Annotated in this window: 15 protein-coding genes; 4 read left to right on the top strand and 11 right to left on the bottom strand. The window is 72.7% G+C overall.

All coding sequences use genetic code 11. The features are described 5' to 3' along the window. Window positions 1-12: 12 nt before the first annotated feature. The 9 genes from AB5J73_RS33845 to AB5J73_RS33805 all read right to left on the bottom strand — a co-directional run bounded on the left by AB5J73_RS33845 (window position 13) and on the right by AB5J73_RS33805 (window position 10,021). Window positions 13-1,293: an ABC transporter substrate-binding protein gene (locus AB5J73_RS33845; protein WP_370962836.1), complete on the bottom strand. Its 1,281-nt coding sequence runs from the start codon at window positions 1,291-1,293 to the stop codon at window positions 13-15. 55 nt (window positions 1,294-1,348) lie between these two features. Further along, window positions 1,349-2,176: a carbohydrate ABC transporter permease gene (locus AB5J73_RS33840; RefSeq protein ID WP_370962835.1), complete on the bottom strand. Its 828-nt coding sequence runs from the start codon at window positions 2,174-2,176 to the stop codon at window positions 1,349-1,351. Window positions 2,177-2,178: 2 nt separating this feature from the next. Next, complete coding sequence (locus AB5J73_RS33835; protein ID WP_370962834.1) at window positions 2,179-3,120, bottom strand: carbohydrate ABC transporter permease; 942 nt, start codon at window positions 3,118-3,120, stop codon at window positions 2,179-2,181. Then, window positions 3,117-4,121 carry a LacI family DNA-binding transcriptional regulator gene (locus tag AB5J73_RS33830; RefSeq protein WP_370962832.1) on the bottom strand — a complete coding sequence of 335 codons (1,005 nt, stop codon included), beginning with the start codon at window positions 4,119-4,121 and terminating at the stop codon, window positions 3,117-3,119. The genes AB5J73_RS33835 and AB5J73_RS33830 overlap by 4 nt, the downstream gene beginning before the upstream one ends. A 276-nt stretch (window positions 4,122-4,397) precedes the next feature. Continuing rightward, window positions 4,398-5,222 (bottom strand): hypothetical protein, encoded by an 825-nt coding sequence (locus AB5J73_RS33825; RefSeq protein WP_370962831.1) that lies wholly within the window; start codon window positions 5,220-5,222, stop codon window positions 4,398-4,400. A 155-nt stretch (window positions 5,223-5,377) separates the two neighbouring features. Continuing rightward, window positions 5,378-7,579: an FtsX-like permease family protein gene (locus AB5J73_RS33820; protein WP_370962830.1), complete on the bottom strand. Its 2,202-nt coding sequence runs from the start codon at window positions 7,577-7,579 to the stop codon at window positions 5,378-5,380. A 334-nt stretch (window positions 7,580-7,913) separates the two neighbouring features. After that, window positions 7,914-8,594 (bottom strand): ABC transporter ATP-binding protein, encoded by a 681-nt coding sequence (locus AB5J73_RS33815; RefSeq protein WP_370962829.1) that lies wholly within the window; start codon window positions 8,592-8,594, stop codon window positions 7,914-7,916. Beyond that, window positions 8,591-9,112 (bottom strand): PadR family transcriptional regulator, encoded by a 522-nt coding sequence (locus AB5J73_RS33810; RefSeq protein ID WP_370962828.1) that lies wholly within the window; start codon window positions 9,110-9,112, stop codon window positions 8,591-8,593. The genes AB5J73_RS33815 and AB5J73_RS33810 overlap by 4 nt, the downstream gene beginning before the upstream one ends. 33 nt (window positions 9,113-9,145) lie before the next feature. After that, complete coding sequence (locus AB5J73_RS33805; protein ID WP_370962827.1) at window positions 9,146-10,021, bottom strand: NAD(P)H-binding protein; 876 nt, start codon at window positions 10,019-10,021, stop codon at window positions 9,146-9,148. Window positions 10,022-10,096: 75 nt separating this feature from the next. Here AB5J73_RS33805 and AB5J73_RS33800 point away from each other — a divergent pair, with 75 nt between their 5' ends. Beyond that, window positions 10,097-10,729 (top strand): TetR/AcrR family transcriptional regulator, encoded by a 633-nt coding sequence (locus AB5J73_RS33800; RefSeq protein WP_370962825.1) that lies wholly within the window; start codon window positions 10,097-10,099, stop codon window positions 10,727-10,729. Between the two features lie 180 nt (window positions 10,730-10,909). After that, window positions 10,910-13,207 (top strand): PQQ-dependent sugar dehydrogenase, encoded by a 2,298-nt coding sequence (locus AB5J73_RS33795; protein WP_370962824.1) that lies wholly within the window; start codon window positions 10,910-10,912, stop codon window positions 13,205-13,207. A gap of 33 nt (window positions 13,208-13,240) precedes the next feature. Here the strand turns inward: AB5J73_RS33795 and AB5J73_RS33790 are convergent, their stop codons facing one another. Further along, complete coding sequence (locus tag AB5J73_RS33790; RefSeq protein ID WP_370962822.1) at window positions 13,241-14,527, bottom strand: sigma-70 family RNA polymerase sigma factor; 1,287 nt, start codon at window positions 14,525-14,527, stop codon at window positions 13,241-13,243. Between the two features lie 321 nt (window positions 14,528-14,848). Here AB5J73_RS33790 and AB5J73_RS33785 point away from each other — a divergent pair, with 321 nt between their 5' ends. Beyond that, the gene (locus AB5J73_RS33785; RefSeq protein WP_370962820.1) at window positions 14,849-16,234 is read left to right on the top strand and encodes an alpha/beta hydrolase domain-containing protein; all 1,386 of its coding nucleotides are present in this window, start codon (window positions 14,849-14,851) and stop codon (window positions 16,232-16,234) included. A 49-nt stretch (window positions 16,235-16,283) separates the two neighbouring features. Here the strand turns inward: AB5J73_RS33785 and AB5J73_RS33780 are convergent, their stop codons facing one another. Further along, window positions 16,284-17,150 carry a DUF4394 domain-containing protein gene (locus AB5J73_RS33780; RefSeq protein WP_370962818.1) on the bottom strand — a complete coding sequence of 289 codons (867 nt, stop codon included), beginning with the start codon at window positions 17,148-17,150 and terminating at the stop codon, window positions 16,284-16,286. Window positions 17,151-17,306: 156 nt separating this feature from the next. On the opposite strand from AB5J73_RS33780, the gene AB5J73_RS33775 reads away from it, so the two are divergent. Beyond that, a complete protein-coding gene (locus tag AB5J73_RS33775; RefSeq protein WP_370962817.1) occupies window positions 17,307-17,705 on the top strand; it encodes a hypothetical protein in 399 nt (132 codons plus the stop codon). The last annotated feature ends 52 nt before the right edge of the window (window positions 17,706-17,757 follow it).

Here is a 17,757-nt window from a genome sequence, read left to right as displayed (position 1 = left end):
AATCCGCTCCTGTCATTTGCTGACGTTCTTCCAGCCGTCCTCGAGCTGCTTCGCGAGGCCGGCGGCGTCGATCTTCTGGGCGAGGAACTGCTGGTAGGCCGGGGTCGCGACGGTGTCCTTCCACTGCGCGTACTTGCCGGCGAACAGGTAGGGCGCCGAGGTCAGGTGCTCGCCCGAGGCGAGGATCGCGTCCCAGCCGTTCTTCCCGGCGAGCTTCGCGGCCAGCGCTTGCCGCGCCGATGTCGTCGGCGGGATCAGCGCGTCGGCTTCGTTGATCGCGGCGAGGTTCTCGGTGCTGGTGAAGAAGTCCACGAACTCCGCGGCCTCCTTGACGTGCGCCGAGTCCTTGTTCACCGACAGCGTCTGCGGGTTCGCGGCCTGCGCGGGCCCGGCCGAGCCGGCCAGCGGCGGCAGGACCACCCAGTCGAAGCCCTTCGGCGCGTCCTTGGCGATGTTGGCCGCCTGGTAGGACCCCTGGACGGTCATCGCGATCTGCCCCGCGTAGAACGGCGCCAGTGCCTTGGTGCCGGACTGCGTCAGCGTGACCGGCAGGATCGAGTGGTCCTGGTGCGCCATCGCGTCGACGAGCTGCGGCAGCGCCTGCTCGCCCGGCCCGGCGGTCAGCTTGGCGTCGGTGCCGGTGCCCTCGAAGTACTTCCCGCCGAACCCGGGCGCCAGCGCGACGAACGCGGCCGTCGGGCTCGACAGGCCCCAGCCGAGGCCGAACTTGCCGTCCTTGGTCGTCGCCTTCGCGATCTCGCGCAGCTGGTCCCACGTCATCGAGGCGCCGGTCGGGATCGTGACGCCGGCCTGCTGCAGCTGGGTCTTGTTCGCGAAGACCACATAGGACTGCAGCTCGGTCGGCTGGGCGATCACCTTGCCGTCGACCGTCACCGAGTCGAGGACGCCCTTCGGGATGTCCGCGCGCTTCTCGGCCGAAAGGTACGGCGTGAGGTCGGCGAGGAAGCCGTCAGTGGCGAACGGCGCGATCCCGGCCGCCTCGTAGTGCACGATGTCCGGCGCCGAGCCGGCGTTGAACTGGGTGATCAGCTTGTCGTAGACGCCGTCCCAGCCCGCCTGCACGATCTTGACCTGCACGTCGGGGTGGGCCTTGTTCCAGTCGCCGACGATCTTCTGCGTCGCGGCGATGGCGGCGGGCTGGTCGGACAGGGACTGGAAGGTGAGGGAGACCGGGCCGTCCCCGCCGTCGCCGCTGCCCCCGCCTCCGCAGGCGGTGAGCAGCAGTCCGACGGCCGTGAGTGCGCCGGCGACCAGTGTGCGTCGTGTCTTCATCGACCGACCTTTCGAACGTTATTTTGAGGGGCAGAGCCGTTGTGGGACAGGGGGTTCATCCCTTCACCGCCCCGGCCATCAGGCCGCTGGTGAGCTTCTTCCGCAGGATGCCGAAGAAGACGATGCTGGGGATGGCCGCGAGCACGGCGCCCGCGGCGAGCGGGCCGAGGGCGACTTTGCCCTCCCCGCCGACGAACATGGTGAGGGTGATGGGCAGGGTGTAGTTCTCCGGCGACTGCAGCAGCACCAGCGCGAAGAAGAATTCGTTCCACGACGAGACGAAGCTGAACATCGCGGTCGCGACGACGCCGGGCGCGAGCAGCGGGAAGACGATCGTGCGCAGCACGGTCAGCCGGCTCGCGCCGTCCATCGCCCCGGCTTCCTCGAGCTCCACCGGGATCGCGGCGACGTAGCCCTGCAGCATCCACAGCGCGAACGGCAGCATGTACGTCGTGTGCACGAGCGTCAGGCCGGCGAGGTTGTCGGCCAGGCCGAGCGTCCGCAGGATGAGGAACAGCGGCAGGATGATCAGCACCACCGGGAACACCTGGCTGACCAGGATCCACCCGACACCGGCGGCACGCACCTTGCCCTTGAGCCGCGCGAGGACGTAGGCCGCGGGCACGGCAATGACGACCGACAGCGCGGTCGAGGCCAGCGCGACGACGAGGCTGTTGGCCGCGGACCGGACCAGGCCCTGCTTGCTGAGCGCTTCGGTGTAGTTGTCCCAGTGCCACTCGCCCGGCAGCAGGCTCACCGTCAGCGAGTTCAGCTCGCCCGACGACTTCACCGACGCGGAAATGAGCCACAGCAACGGGAACCCGAGGAACAGGATGTAGAGCGCGAGGGCCGCGTACTGGGCCGGGCGCACGAGGACGCGCATGGTCACCGCCCCTTCGCGGCGCGGTCGTCGCGGAACTGCGACCGCAGGTAGACGGCGAGCAGCAGCACCACCACGACGACGAGCACCAGGCCCATCGCGGCGGCGTAGCCGATCTCGCGGTTCTTGAAGGCTTCCAGGTAGATGAACAGCACCGGCACCATCGTCTTGCCGCCCGGCCCGCCCGCGGTGAGGACGTAGACCAGCGAGAACGAGTTGAAGTTCCAGATGAAGTTCAGCGACGTGATCGACGTGACGATCGGCCGCAGGCTGGGCCACGTCACCGCGGTGAACCGCCGCCACGCGCCGGCGCCGTCGACCGAAGCCGCTTCGTGCAGCTCGGCCGGGATCTGCTGCAGGCCGGCCAGGAGCGTCACCGTCGTCTGCGGCATGCCGACCCAGACGCCGACGACGATCACCGCGGGCAGCGCGGTGGAGAAGTCGCCGAGCCAGTTGATGTCGTCGGGCAGGCCGACGCCGCCGAGGAAGGCGTTGAGCGGGCCGCCGTTGGCCGAGTAGATCATCTGCCACATGATCGCCACGACGACCGGCGGCATCGCCCACGGGATCAGCGCCAGGACCCGCGTGAGGCCTTGGAGCTTGAGGCCGGAGTTCAGCAGCAGCGCCAGTCCCATCGCGGCGGCGAGCTGCAGCAGCGTCACGCCGACGGTCCAGATCATGCCGATCCGCAGCGAGTCCCAGAACAGGTCGTTGCCGGCGAGCCGGACGAAGTTGTCCACGCCGGCGAAGCCGTAGTCCGGGTGGCGCACCAGGCGCGCGTCGGTGAAGGCGAGGAAGATGCCGACGACGAGCGGGGCGACGCTGAGCACCAGGATCGGGATCAGCGACGGCAGCACGAGGGCGATCGCCTCGCGCCGCCGGGTGCGCGCCAGGACGGGCTTCTTCTTCCCGGTCACGGGGGCCGGGCGCGTCAGGGTCGCGGTCATCGGGCACCTCCGGTCGACTCGCGGACCATCAGCTCCGGGCCGACGGCGATCTGCTGGGCGTCGTGGTCCGGGTCGTCGGCGAGCTGGAGCATGATCCGGGCGGCGGCCCGGCCGCGTTCGGTCGAGCCGAGGGACACGCTGGTCAGGCTCGGCTGGAAGACCCGCCCGAGCTCGGTGTCGTCCATACCGGTGATCGCGACGTCTTCGGGCACCGACAGCCCCTTCTCACGGACCGCGCGGATCGCGCCGATGGCGAGCAGGTCGTTGGCCGCGACGAGCGCGTCGAGGTTCTGGCGGGCGAGCAGCTCGCGCGCGGCTTCGAGACCGGCGGTGACGGTGAAGTCGGCGGCGACTTCCCGGTCCACCCGCTCGAAGGCGGTCGTCTCGGTGGCGGCGTCGAACCCGCGCTGGCGGGACGCGCCCGGCGTGGTGTCGAGCGGCCCGTTGAGGAAGCCGATCCGGCGGCGGCCGATGGCGTGCAGGTGGCGGACGGCCGCGCCGATCCCGCCCGCGGAGTCGGTGGAGACCGAGCTGATCCCCCGGTCGTCCAGTGCCCGCCCGATCACCACGACCGGCACGGGCGCCTGCTGGATCTCGCGGATGAGCCGGTCGTCGGTGCGCAGCGGGCTGACGATCATGCCGTCGACGAAGCCGCTGTTGAGGCTGCGGACGAGCTCGGTGGTCGAGGTCGCCGTGTCGCCGGTGGTCATCACGACGACCCGGTAGCCGTGCGGTTCGAGGACCTCGTGGATGGCCCGCATCATCTCGACGTAGACGGGGTTGCCGATGTCCGCGACGGCGAAGGCGACCTGGAAGGTCTTCTTCAGCCGCAGCGACCGCCCGATCGCGTCCGCGCTGTACCCGAGCTCGGCGGCCGCGGCGCGGACCCGCTCGACCATCGCCCGGCTCGCGCCCGTCCCGTGCAGCGCACGGGAGGTCGAGGCCAGGGACACCCCGGCGCGCTCGGCCACCTGCAGCAGCGTGGCGCGTGTTGACGTCATCGTCGCTTCTACCCTCGAGTCAGGTACTGGAAACGTTTCCAGTTTCGGATACCGGACTTGGAAACGTTTCCAATCGGATTAATCCTGATACTCGCACCGGCTGGGCGGATGTGTCAACACAGCACGGAGAGCGCCCGCCCGGTCACGGGTCGACGGCAGCCCAGCGACCCAGGCCGAGGTCGCGAATGACTCATTCGGGACCTCGGAGGTCCCGAATGAGTCATTCGCGGCACCGGGCAGGCGAGGAGCGCGGCCTCCCCGGCGCAAAGCAGCCCCTCAGCCGACCACGTCGATCTCGAACGGCTCCGCGGCGCTGTACTCGAGGTCGGCCCACACCGCGCCCGGCAGCGAGAACCGGCGGTGGGAGGTGAGGCGGTCGTCGTAGTCCGGGTCGGACTTCGGGTTGTGGCCGACGCCGACCTTGTCCGAGCCCCACGCGAAGATGTTGCCGACCCACATCGGCTTCGCCACGCCGTCGCGGTTGATCCGCGGGCGGACGATGACCGCGGCACCGATGCTGCCGGAGAGGTTGAGCCGGACCGTGTTGGAGCCGGCGTTGGGCGGGGTGACCGTGATGCGTTCCATGAGCTCCACTCCGGTTTCGGTGGCAAGGGGTGCCGGTGACGGCCCGTCGACGCCGGGCCAGAAGTCCGCCACGACGGAGATGTCGATGCCGGGCGGGACGTCGAGCAGGTACTGCGCCGCGATCGCGCCCGGCGGGATTTCGCGGCGCCCGGTGGCGGTCGCGATCCAGTACAGCGGCGGTTCGACGTCCTGGTCGGCGAACGCGGCCTTGACCTTCGGCCACGTCGACCGGTTGCAGTAGATCACTGGGTGCGCGAACCCCGACCGGCGCCGCATCGCCGCCCAGCCGGGCGCTTCCTCGGGCCGCGCGTCACCGGGTTCCACGTCGAGGACGTGACCGTCGTCGGTGGATGCCTTCTTGACGATGCGCACCTTCAGCGCGTCGGGGAAGAGCTCCCAGTCGGCGTCGGTCCACGGCGCGAGCTTGATCCGGTCGACGTACCCGGCCACCAGCACGGGCCGCCGGTCCTTCTTCAGGATGTTGCGCGCGGTGAGCGCGTCGTACATGGTGCGCATCGGCTGCCTCGAAACTCGGCTCGGCGGACATCTGCCCGTCCACCATCGCCGAGATCCGGGCGGCGCCACCACGGCGAAGAGGGCGCCCCTTCGGGCAGCATCGCCGTACCTACCGCGCGGTCGGCGCGGATTCCGTTGCCTCGCAACCGGTTCCGTTACTCTTCCCGCAAGTGCTCCGGACTCGCGGTGCGCCACAGCACCGGCAGTGTCACGGCGGTCACCAACAGCACCGCCGCGGCCGCGGTCGCCGTCAGCACGCCGATCGTCGCCAGGTCGACCACCATCGGGCGGCGCACCACCCAGGTGAGCAGCAGCCAGTCCAGCGCGAGCCCGGCGAGCACGGCGACGGCGACCGCCACCACCACCGGGATCGCCAGCTGCCACACCAGGGACCGGGCGAGCACCCCGCGCCCGACGCCGTTGGCCATCAGCGCGGCGAGACTGCGCCGGCGTTCGCGCAGCTGTTCCCACGCCGCGATCAGCAGGCTGCCCGCGGCGAGCAGCAGCACCAGGACCGAGCCCACCGCCAGCACCCGCGTGATGAGGGCGTAGGTGCCGTCCCGTTCGGTGCCCAGCGAGGCGACGATGCCGTTCCAGCCCACGACGTTCCGCACGCGCTCCACGGCATCGGCGCCGGCGGCGGGGATCCGCGCGTTCGAGCTCAGGCCGACGCTCGTCGCCGTGGCCAGCGCGCCGGTCGTGACGAGCAGTCCCGACCCTTCGCCGGTGCGCACGTGGTAGCGGTCCGCCGGCACCGTCCACTGTGGAGGACCGGTGCGGCGGGCGAACCAGATCCGCTCGCCGGGCGCGACCACCCCGGGCCCCACCGCGTAGACGTCGCCGTCGCGGCAGCCCGCGATCGCGAGCTCGGCGCACGACCCCACGACGACGGAGGACTGCTCCCCCGCCGCGTTCCGCACCAGCCCCCGGGTTTCCACGGGAACGTCGCCCAGCCCGGGCTGGGCGTGGAGGGCGGCGGTGAACGCCTGGACGTCGGCGAGGCTCGTGGCGAAGGCGGTCGCCAGCACCTGGACCTCACCGGCGGGCGGGTGGTCGCTCTCCGCCCGGGCGTAGACCCCTTGCAGCGCAATGGATCCGGCCAGCACGACGGCGATGCCGCCGACCAGGCGCGCCGCCGTCGCGCTGTCGAGCTGGAGCCGGCGCACGGCCAGCAGCCAGGCGGGCGACCCGCCGCCGAGCGCCCCCGCGACCCGCTCGACCAGCCACGGCAGCACGAGCGGCACGGCCGCGAGGACGAGCACGACACCGGCGATCACGGCGGGGTCGAGCGTGTCCCCGGCCCCGGCGCGCACGGCCAGCAGCACCCCGCCGGCGACCGCGGGCAGCAGGCGCCACCACAGTTTCCGCCGCACCCGCGTCCCGCGCCGGACGACCCCGAGCGGCTCGACGACGACCTTCCGCAGCGCGAAGACGGCCGCCGCGCACGCCAGCAGCGGCAGGGCCAGCAAGGCCGGGAGAGCCAGCCGCCAGTCGGGCACGACGTCGGCGGCGAAGATGCCGCCGCGGAAGGCGGACACGGTGATCCGCGGGACGAGCGCGCGCACGAGCAGGAACAGCGCACCGCCGGCGACGAGCCCGGCGAACGAGCCGAGCAGCGCTTCACCGGCGGCGATCCGGCGCACCTGGCCGCGGTCCGCGCCGACCAGCCGCAGCGCGGCCAGCCGCCGGTCCCGCGCCGCGGCCGCGAGCCGGGTGCTGGTGACGACGAAGACGAACACCGGCACGAGGCACGTCGTCGCCCCGACCACGACCAGCAGCAGTTCGAGCGGGTCGAGGCCGCGCCGCGCGGGTTCGCCACCGAACCCGCTGACCGGGCCGGCGTCCGGCTGCGTGGCGACGGTCGCCGACCCGACGTAGAAGTACAGCTCGTTCGGCCCGGTCAGCCCGACGTCGCCGATGGTGCCGATGACCCGCTGCGAGAAGCGCGGGCGCAGCAGCTCCCCGTCCGGCGACCGGAGCAGGTCGGCGAGCGCGGGCGAAAGCACGGCCTCACCGGGCCCCGGCAGGCGCTCGACCCCGGGCGCGGCGGGCAGCCGGGACCCGGTCGGCTGGACGAGGAACCCCTGAAGACCGCGCCCGCGGAACTCGTCGTTCCGTTCGACGGCGTAGACGGGGTCGACCCCATCGACGGCCACGGCGACGGCCATCCGCCCGGCCGACCGCTCGGCCCGCGCACCGAGCATGTGCGGCAGCGAGGTCGCGGCAAGCAGCACGACCACCCCGAGCCCCACCCCGGCGGCGGTCAGGGCGAGCCGAGCCCACGCGGTCCGGACACCTCCGCCGCCGAGCGCGAGCCGCATCCCGAGCGCGAAGTCGGCGGCCCAGCGGCGGATCACCGGACCACCGCCGGTTGGACGCACGTGCCGACCGCCTCGAGCCGCCGGTTCCCAGCCCGCGAGCCGGGGGCCGGGACCATCGGCCACCCGGCCCGGCCACCGCACCCCCGACCAGCCACCGGGTCACCACCCGGGCGCCGGATCCGCATGCCGCACGCCGGACCGGACACCTGCCGCCACCCCACCCCGAGCCGCCGGATCCCGGCCCGCGGGCCGGAAGCCGCGGCCTCCAACCACCCCGCCCAGCCATGCCGGGCACCAAACCCCCGACCGGACACCGGATCACCACCCGGCCGCCGGATCCCGGCACCGCGAACGCCGAACCCCCGACCGATCACCGGGTCACCTCCAGCCGGCGGGTGCGGCCGTCACGGACGACGACCTCGCGGTCGGAGTACGCGGCTACCCGGGCCTCGTGCGTCACCAGGACCACCGCCGCGTCGCGGTCGCGGGCTGCTGTGGTCAGCAGCTGCATCACCTGCTCGCCGTTGAGGGAGTCCAGGGCTCCCGTCGGTTCGTCGGCGAACACCACGCGCGGGGCGGTCACCAGTGCGCGGGCCACCGCCACGCGCTGGCCCTGGCCGCCGGAGACCTCGCCCGGGCGCTTGCCTTCGATGCCGGTGAGGTCGAGCTCCGCCAGCATCGCGCGGCCCCGCTCGGCGGCGACGCGGCGGCGCACGCCGTTCAAGCGCAGCGGCAGGGCCACGTTCTCCAGGCAGGTCAGCTCCGGCACCAGCTGTCCGAACTGGAACACGAACCCGAAGTCCGTGCGCCGCAACGAGGAGCGGGCGCGGTCGGTCAGGCCGGCCAGGTCGGCGCCCTCGTAGCGGACCGTGCCGGCGTCCGGGCGGACGATGCCGGCGAGGCAGTGCAGGAGCGTCGACTTGCCCGCCCCCGACGGCCCCATCAGCGCCACGACCTCCCCCGCGCACACCCGCAGGCTCGCCCCCGCCAGCGCCTCGGTCGGCCCGTAGGCCTTCCGCACTTCCGCCGCCTCCAGCAGCACGGTGCTCACGCGATCTCCTTCGCCAGCTGGTCGAGCCGGGCCGCGGTCAGCTCCAGCCAGCGGAGGTCGGCGTCCAGGTGGAACAGCGCGTGGTCGCAGATCAGCTGGTCGACGAGGTCGCCCGCGGTCTTGCGGCGGGTCAGCTCGCGCATGGCGTCGAGGTGCGCCGATCGCTGGACGTCGAGGACCTCGGCGGCCGGCCGCCCGGACAGCAGCGCGAGCACCACCTTCGTGTACAGCGTGTTCTGCAGGTACGCGTCGGGCTTCTCCGGTGTCCCCAGCCACGCGCCGACGTCGGCGACCCCGGCGTCGGTGATCGCGTAGCGCTTCCGCTCGGGGCCGCCGTCCACCTCGACGCCGTCGGCCTCGACGAGCCCCTGCTTCAGCAGCCGCGCGAGGGTCGAATACACCTGGCCGTAGTGCACCCGGCGGTCGTGCCCGAACCGGTCGTCGTAGGCGCGTTTCAGGTCGTAGCCGTGCCGGGGACCGCTCTCGAGCAGCCCGAGCAAGGTGTGTCCGATCGACATGCGGCGACTGTACACGGTGTGTATAGCCAGGGTTTATACACCCCGTTCATAGTGCTCGACCGCCGCCGCCAGGACCGTGCGCAGCGGCGTCGCCGGGCGTCCCAGCAGCTCTTCGAGAGCCGGCCCGGTGACGGCGAATTCGCCCCGGCGCGCGGCGTGGAACATGCCGAGCAGCAGGGTCGCCTGCGCTTCGGGAACGCCGTGCCCGGTCAAGCCGGCCACCCAGTCGCCGTCCTCGGCCACGACCCGCCGGACCGGCCGGCCGGCGAGCTCGGTGAGCAGACCGGCGACGTCGTCGAGGTCGAGGGTGGCCGGTGCGGTCAACGGCGGCGTCGGCCCGTCGAACCGGCCCTCCCCGGCCAGGATGACCGCCGCCGCCTCGGCGAGGTCGGCGTGGGCGGTCCAGGACACCGGACCGTCGGCGGGCGCGACCAGCTCGCCGGTGCGCAGCGCCGCCCCCAGCAGCAGCGGGACGGTGGCGGCGTAGAAACCGTTGCGCAGCGCGGTGAACGGCACACCCGACGCCGCGAGGTGGCGCTCGGTCGCCGCGTGGTCGGGCATCGGCGCGAAGAGCGATTCCCCGGCGGCGGCCTGGTGACTGGTGTACAGCACACGCTTCACCCCGGCCTCGCGCGCGGCATCGATCGCCGCGGCGTGGTGCGCGAGCGCGGTTTCCCCGGTCGAGTCGGTCGAGACGACCAGGACCTGCGCCGCCCCTTCGAACGCCTCGGCCAGCGAAGCCGGGTCGGCGAAGTCCCCGCGGCGCACGCGGACGCCCCGGCCGGCGAGGCCCGCCGCGCGAGCGGGCTCGCGGACGCTCACGCCGATTTCGGTGGCCGGGATCCGGTCGAGGAGGTGGCCGACGACCTGCGAGCCCAGCTTGCCGGTGCCCCCGGTGATGACGATCATGGTGAATCCCTTCGTTAACGTCGTTAGTAACCACGGTAGCACCATCGCTAGCCAGATTGCGTTACCATTGGAACCATGAACCGGACGGAAGCCCGCGAGAAGATCGTCGAGACGGCCGCGCGGCTGCTCCAGGAGCAGGGGGCCGCGGCGGTGACCGTCCGCGCCGTCGCCCAGGCGGCCGGCCTGCAGGCGCCGGCCCTCTACCGGTTCTTCGAGGACAAGGACGCGCTGCTCGACGCGGTCGCCGAGCACGTGTTCACCGGCTACGTCGCCGGCAAGTCGGACACGGCGGGCACCGGCGACCCGGTCGCCGACCTGCGGGCAGGCTGGGACGCGCACATCGGGTTCGGGCTCGCCAACCCGGCGGTGTTCGGCCTGCTCGTCGTCCCCGGCCGCGTCTCCCCGGCGGCCGAAGCGGGCCTGGCGGTCTTGCGCGGCCGCATCCACCGCGTCGCGGCGGCCGGCCGGCTCCGCGTCCCCGAGCCGCGCGCGGCCGAACTGGTCCACGCCGCCGGAACCGGGACGGTGCTCGCCCTGCTGGCCGCACCCCCGGAGCGCCGCGACCCCGGCCTCGCCGACGCCATGTGGGAGGCGGTGGCCCACCGGATCCTGACCGACGCCCCGGATCCGGACGCCGCGCCCGCCGCCCCGCTCACCGACGCCGAACGCGCGCTGCTCGCCGAATGGCTGGCCCGTCCCCGCCAATGAGGGTCCGGCGCGGGTGCAGGCCGTGTCGCGTGGGCGTGACCCGCCGGTGAGTTATTCACCCCCAAGGGGTTTGCGCGATTCGTGGACACTTCTGTCAGCGGTGTAACAACTTTCGGACTCCTCACGCCATAGGGGACAGCGTTCGCGTTTGTCCGGTCCCCGCCGCACGAGGAGTTCGTGATGGGTTCTCATCGCTTCACGCTTCCGCGAAGATCAAGACGCGCACTGGCTTTGGGCGTCGTCGCACCACTGGCCATCGGCCTGGCCGTGGCCACCGCGCCACCGGCCGCCGCCGTCCCCGCCGGGTTCACCGACACCGTCGCCATCGGCGGGCTGAGCTCGCCGACCGCCGCGGCGTTCGCGCCCGACGGCCGGGTGTTCATCGCCGAGAAGAGCGGCCTGGTCAAGGTCTTCGACTCGCTCGCCGACCCGACGGCGACGGTGTTCGCCGACCTCCGCACCCCGACCCAGGACTTCTGGGACCGGGGCCTGCTCGGGCTCGCGGTCGACCCCGCGTTCCCCGCCCGGCCGTACGTCTACGTCTCCTACACGCTCGACGCCGAGCCGGGCGGCACCGCGCCGCGCTGGGGCGACACCTGCCCCACCCCGCCGGGCGCGACCGACCGCGGCTGCGTCGTCACCGGCCGCGTCTCGCAGCTGACCATGGGCCCGGACGGGACGGCGGTCAGCGAGAAACCGCTCGTCACCGGCTGGTGCCAGCAGTACCCGAGCCATTCGATCGGCTCGCTGGCCTTCGGCCCGGACGGCGCCCTGTACGCCGGCGGTGGCGACGGCGCCAGCTTCAACTTCGCCGACTACGGCCAGGTCGGGAACCCGTGCGCCGACCCGCCGTCGCCGGCCGGCACGAACCTCTCGCCGCCGGCCGCGGAAGGCGGCGCGCTGCGGTCGCAGTCCCCGCGCCGGGCGGCCGGGCAGCCGGTGCTGCTCAACGGCACGATCCTGCGCATCGACCCCGACACCGGCGCCGGCCTGCCCGGCAACCCGTTCGCGGGCAGCGCCGACGCCAACGCCCGGCGCATCATCGCCTACGGCTCCCGCAACCAGTTCCGGTTCGGGTTCCGGCCCGGCACGAACGAGCTGTGGGCCGGCGACGTCGGCTGGAACACCTGGGAGGAGATCAACCGCGTCGCCAACGTCGGCGACGGCGTGGCCGAGAACTTCGGCTGGCCCTGCTTCGAAGGCACCGCCCGGCAGGCCGGCTACGACGGCGCGAACCTCGACCGCTGCGAATCGCTGTACACCGCGGGCGGCCAGACCGCGCCGTTCTACGCCTACAACCACAACGCCAAGGTCGTCGCGAGCGACCCGTGCCCGACCGGCGGCTCCTCGATCAGCGGGATCGCGTTCGAGTCCGGCAGCACCTACCCCGCCGAGTACGCCGGCGCCCTGTTCTTCGCCGATTCCTCCCGCGGCTGCATCTGGGCGATGCAGACCTCCGGCGGCCAGCCGAGCCCGAGCCGGCTGGTGCCGTTCGTGACCGGCGCCAACGTGCCCGTGCAGGTGCTCACCGGCCCGGGCGGCGACCTCTTCTATGTCGCGCTCGGCGCCGGCGAACTCCGCCGCGTCGGCTACCCCGGCGGCACCAACCGGCCGCCGGTCGCCGTGGCGACCGCGACGCCGCCGGACGGGCCCGCGCCGCTCACCGTCCAGTTCGACGGCACCGGGTCCACCGACCCGGACGCCGGCGACACCCTCACCTACGCGTGGGACCTCGACGCCGACGGCGCGTACGACGACGCCACGGCGCCGCGGCTCACCTGGACCTACACCACCGCGGCGGCGGTCGACGCGGGACTGCGGGTCACCGACTCGCACGGCGCGACGGCGGTCACGACGGTCCGGGTGACCGTCGGGAACCCGGCCGGGCTCGACCCGGTGCCGGTCATCGACACGCCCGACAGCGCGTTCACCTGGTCGGTCGGCCAGACCGTGCCCTTCGCCGGCCGCGCGATCGACGCCCAGGACGGCACGCTGCCGCCCTCGGCGCTGTCCTGGCGGCTCGCGATCCGGCACTGCGCGGCCAACGGCACCTGCCACACCCACAACGTCCAGGACTTCCCGGGCGTGGCCTCGGGCTCGTTCGTCGCGCCCGACCACGAATACCCGTCGTACCTGCAGCTGACGCTGACCGCGACGGACTCGAGCGGCCGCACCGGGACCAAGACGATCGACCTGCAGCCGAAGACGGTCACGCTGAACTTCACGTCCAGCCCCAGCCAGGCGATGCTCACCGTCGGCGGGACGCAGCAGCGGACCCCGTTCTCCCGCACGGTGATCGCCGGGTCGACCAACTCGATCAGCGCGAACAGCCCGCAGAACCTGCCGCCGCTCAACCTCAAGTACGCCTTCACCAGCTGGGCGCACGGCGGGGCGCGGACGCAGAACGTCGTCGCGCCGCCGACATCGGCGACGTACCAGGCGAACTTCCGGCTCTGCTGGCTGCTCCAGCCCTGCTGAGCGGGATGGCCCGGCCCCCGCGCGGGGGCCGGGTCAGCCCTGGGGCCCCTTCGTCTTTTCCGCCTTCTTCGACTCCTTTGCCGCCTGCTTCGACTCCTTGGCGGCCGACTTCGATTCCTGCTTCGCCTCTTTCTCGGCTTGCTTCGACTCTTTCGCCGCTTGCTTGTCGTCCGCGGCCGCACCGCCGGCGCCGGTGGTCCCGGTGGTGCCGGCCGGGTTCTCGCCGGCCGCCGCTTCCCCGGACGGCACCGGGGCCGGCGGCACCGACGTGAGCTGCGCCTCGGACGTGGACCGCGGGTCTCCGCCGGCCGGTACGCCCGCCGCGGGCCGTCCCGGAACCGGTTGCACCGTCGTGCCTTCCGCGCCGGGAGCCGCGGGCGGTGCGATGTCGGACGTGCTCGCGCCGATGGTCACGGTCGTGACCAGCGCCGCGCTCGCCGCGGCGACCTTCGCCGCCGTGGCCCACGACAACGCCGACGTGCCCGTGCCCGCCGCGGCGCCGGACGAAGCGAGCGATCCGGTCGCGGACAACCACTGCGACACGATCGGCACGCCGAGGATGAGCGGCGCGATCGCCGCGGGCAGCTCCTGGTTGAGCTGCCGGAGACCACCGGCGAGCTCCCGGCAGTCCGCGCAGCGGTCCAGGTGGGCGGTGATCCGGTGGGCCTTGTGGTCCCCGATCCCGTCGCGCACGTAGCGCGCCAGCTGCCCGGAGACGACCTTGCAGTTCCGCCGCCGCGCGGCCGGGACGTGCTGGTCCAGGTAAGCCTGACGCAGGCCCTCGCGGGCGCGGTAGGCCAGGGCGGCGACACCGTTCGGCGTCATCCCGATGTCGGCCGCGATCCGCGCGGGCGATTCGCCGTCGATTTCGGTCCGCCACAGGACAGTTCGCCACCGTTCGGGCAAGCTCGCGAACGCATCCGCGGCGACGGTGGCGTGCAGCCGGCTGCCCACCGGCTCGTCACTCGCCCCGCCCGGCAGGACGTCCGGCACCTCGGCGACGAGCGAAACGGCCGAGTCGCGCCGCCGCCAGCTGATCATCGTGTTCCGGATGGTGGTCAGCAGGTACGGCCGGAAATCCTCGTCCGGGCCCTCGCCGGAGCGCAGAATCCGTAGTACGCGGGTGAATCCTTCCGCGATCAGGTCGTCCCGCTCGGCCTCGTCCGCCGCGATCGCGGCCGCCACCCGGCGCGCGGCCCCGAGGTGCCGGTCGTACAACCGGCCGTACGCGGCGATGTCCCCGCCGCGTACCGCCTCGATCAATGCCGCGTCGCTCGGGCCGTCCACCGTCCCGGCCACCGCCGGCGCCACCTCGGTCACCACACCCCCTCGCCCGTGCGCTTGCACGTGCAGAACGTTCCGCGAATAGTCGCGCAACGAGTGACACCGGCGCAAGGTTGCGGCGCCGGAAGAACTTCCCGGATTTCTCCGGATCCGAGTGACCGGGACCTTCGATTTGTCACTTCCCTGAGCTTTCCCCGGGGGATCCACGCCGGCGGGCGAGCCCGTCGTTGCCCCGATCCGTACTGGCGAGTAGAAGACGAAGGCGGTGGCCGGCCCGGCCGCCGCGCCTGTGTCCGATGTGGACGGTGGCGGGAGCCGGAGCCCGCCCGCCGCCGGTCACCACCAGGAAGGATTCCCATGCGCAGAGCCCTGCTCGTCCTGCTGACCGCGCTCCTGCCGTGCCTCGTGCTCACCGGAACCGCCCGAGCCGCCGCGCCCACCGTGACGGCCGTGCCCGCGAACGCCGGCAAGGGCTGGCCGGTCAGCGGCGCCCGAGGGGTTCTCGACCTCGCCGCCCGCGGGTACGTCGAGGAGGAGTACCTGATGTCCGGCCAGGCCGACACCTACGCCCAGACGGGCTTGTGGACCGACGACGGGCGGTGGGCCACGCGCGTCGCGAGCACCGGCACCCCGTACACCACCCGGCTGGTCGTGGTGCGGCCGTCGGATCCCGCGCGCTTCACCGGCACCGTCGTGGTCGAATGGCTCAACGTCAGCTTCGGCGTCGACATCCCGGTCGACTTCTCGCAGTCCTATGAGCACTTCACGCGCGAGGGCTACGCCTACGTCGGCGTGACCACGCAGAAGGCGGGCGCCGACAGGCTCAAGAGCCTCGACCCCGGCCGGTACGCCACCGTGGACCTGAGCGGGGATGCGCTTTCCTACGACGTCTTTTCCCAGGCCGCGCAAGCCGTCCGGACCGACCCGCGGCTGCTCGGCGGCCGATCGCCGTCGGTCGTGCTGGCCACCGGCCACTCGCAGTCCGCGCTGCGGCTGACCACCTACGCCAACGCGATCCAGCCGGTGCGCCACGCCTACGACGGCATCCTGATCCACGGCCGCGCCGCGCTCGCGGCCCCGATCGGCGACGGCGTCGTCGGCCCGCTGTCGGCCCGCATCCGCACCGACCTCGACGTGCCGGTCTTCGTTCTCCAGTCGGAAACCGACGTCGTGGCCTCGGCTTCGGTCCGCCAGGACACCGCGCGGGTGCGCACCTGGGAGGTCGCCGGCACCGCGCACGCCGACCGGTACGGGCTCGACCTCTACAACGCCGCCAACGCGCGGGACAGGTCCATCAACGACGGCGCGCCGACGACGTGCGACAGGCCGGTCAACAGCATGACCTTCCGGTACGCGGAGAACGCCGCGTACGGGCACCTGGACCGCTGGGCCCGCGGCGGCGCGGCCCCGCCCGCCGCGCCGCCGATCGCGCTGCTGCTCAACCTCATCGTGGTGCGCGACGGTGACCAGAACGCCCTCGGCGGCGTCCGGCTCCCCGACCTCGACGCGCCGGTGGCGGCCTACGCGCCCAACAACAGCGGCGGCAACGTCCCGGGCGCCTGCCTGCTGCTCGGGACGACGACACCGTTGTCACCGGAGCGGATCCGGCAGCTGTACCCGGACCACGCCACCTACGTCGCGAAGTTCACCGCGGCGGCGGACCGGGCGCTGCGGGCGGGCTGGCTGCTGCGGCCCGACCGCGACGAAGCCGTGTCCCGCGCCCAGGCGGCCCCGGTGCCGTGACCGATCGCGTGCCCGCCCCCGTGACCGAGGGGCGGGCACGCGAAGCGGGTCAGTTCGTGTCGAGCGCGATCGCGAGGTCGGCCAGGGGCAGCGGGAACTGCCCGGCGTTCGCCGCTTCGCCGTTCAGCAGGTTCACGCTGTACAGGGCCGCCTGGCCGACCGGCGAAAGCAGCGTCGCGAACGCCGTCACCGCGGCCGCCTTGCCGTTGACCAGGTCGCTGTAGATGTCGAACCCGGCGTTGGGCGCCGCGTCCACGGTGAGCGCGCCGGTCGGGGCCAGCGTGCCGTTGTTGGCGGGTGACTGGATGACGACCTGGTCCGTGGTCGTGTTGATGCCGAACAGCGTCGTGGCGCTGTCGGGGTTGAGGTCGTTGTTCGTGTACGCCGATGCCGTGACACCGCGGGCGGGCCCGGTCAGCGGCGGGGTGGTGAGGGTGGTGTCCTCGATCGTGGTGCCGTCGTTGAGGTTGTGGCGCAGGTTCTGGCCGTTGTCGCTGACCACCCGGAGCCGGTCGGCGGCGGGGTTGAAGTCGACGCCGAAGTTGGTGCCGTAGAGCGGGACGGTGAGCTGGGAGACCTTCGTGACCACGACGTCGGCGGTCACCGGCGGCATGGTGATGGTGTAGATGCCGCCCTTGGTGCCGACCCCGTACAGGAGGCCGTTCTGGACGCGGAAGTCGATCCCGATCAGGGCCGTGTCGCCGGAGAGCCCGGTGACCACCCGCACCCAGTCGAGGACCTGGGGCCGGTCGGTGGTGAACGTGGCCATCAGCGTGCCGTCGCTCGAGATGCCGTACGCGCGCAGACCCGCGGCCGTCGCCGCACCGCTGCCGCCCGCCGTGCCGACGCTGATCGCGGTGGTGGCCGCCAGGACCGCGGCCGCGGCGGCGATCCCCTTCTTGAGCCGTGCCTTCATCGTGCTGTTCCCCTCCGTGGGCTTCCGTGGCCGTCCGGACGCTATTCGGGCGAACTGGACACGCATTGGACGCCGGCTGGACTGGGCGCATCGGCGTCTTGCGGCCCCCGCCGGCGCGCAGCACATTGGGATGACACGGAAATCGAGGGGGTAGCCATGCTCGCACTCGTTCTCGCGGCGGCACTGTCCACCGCCGTCCCGGTCCCCGCGGCCGCCGCGGCCGGAGAGACGTGCTGGACGACGGAACCGGTGACACTCGGCGTCGAAGGGGCGTGGGCCTACACGTACGAGGTTTCGTGGTGCGCGGAAGACGGGGAGATCACGTCGGTAGACCCGGAGGTGACGCACCAGGTGCTGAACCCGGTGTGCAGCTGGGTCGGCAGCATCGAGGAGTCGGTGACGAAGTCCCCTGACGGCGCGGCCCGGAAGGCGTTCAACCTGAGCGAGTTCTCGTGCCCGGCCGACATCGGGACCAAGGGCGTGAACCCGTGGGTGATCATCCTCCTGCACGCGGACGGCACGTACACGGTGACCGACACCGGCATCCACCTGTAGCCGCGGGGCCGAAGGAGCTTCAGCCCCGCCAGGACCCACGGCGCCGTGGTCT

Origin of the sequence: Amycolatopsis sp. cg9 (genome assembly GCF_041346945.1) — a bacterium.
GTDB lineage: Bacteria > Actinomycetota > Actinomycetes > Mycobacteriales > Pseudonocardiaceae > Amycolatopsis.
The sequence above is the reverse complement of the archived record's forward strand: the minus strand, read 5'-3'. Positions and strand labels throughout refer to the sequence as shown.